General features: G+C 69.7%; 1 pseudogene. It reads right to left on the bottom strand.

The features are described from left to right. Positions 1-217: 217 nt before the first annotated feature. Positions 218-624: pseudogene (locus ACTWPP_RS45060) on the bottom strand (RNase J family beta-CASP ribonuclease); the annotation flags it as partial.

The following is a 624-nucleotide window of genomic DNA, read 5'->3' as shown; positions in this document are numbered from 1 at the left end:
GCCTCCACCGTCGCCGCCCTCGACGCCGTCACCACCAAGTACGAACGGCGCGGCAAGACCGTCGAGATCGTCGGGCTCAACGAGCACAGCGCCCGCATGCACGACACCCTCAGCGGCGAACTCACCGGAACCCACTGACCGGGTGCCCGGCCAGTGGCTTCCGGCGAGTTCGCGCAAGAGCCGCAGATCACCGCTCAGTCCTCCATCGATGCACCGGTCAGATGTCGATCACCCTGGTGAGGACCATCGGCCGCCGCCGGAACCGCGCGACGGCCCAGCCGCTCACCCGCCGGCGCAGCAGCTGCTGAAGCTGGCCCGCCTCGCTGATGCCGTCGGCCGCCGCGGCGGCGAGGACCTCGTGGATGACCGGTTCCAGGGCCGCGAGTTCCTCGTCGGGGATGCCCGCGCCCCGTGCGTGGATCTGCGGGGCCACGGCGAGCTTGCCGGTGGTCGCGTCCACCACGACAAAGACTGAGAGGAAACCTTCCTCACCGAGCACTCGCCGGTCCTTGAGGGAGAACTCGGTGACCTCGCCGACCGACAGGCCGTCCACGTAGACGTAGCTGCACGGCACCTTGCCGGTGATCTCGGCCACGCCGTCGACCAAGTCGACCACGACGCCGT

The organism is Actinomadura sp. 3N407, assembly GCF_052245875.1.
Lineage (GTDB): Bacteria > Actinomycetota > Actinomycetes > Streptosporangiales > Streptosporangiaceae > Spirillospora.
The sequence above is the reverse complement of the archived record's forward strand: the minus strand, read 5'-3'. Positions and strand labels throughout refer to the sequence as shown.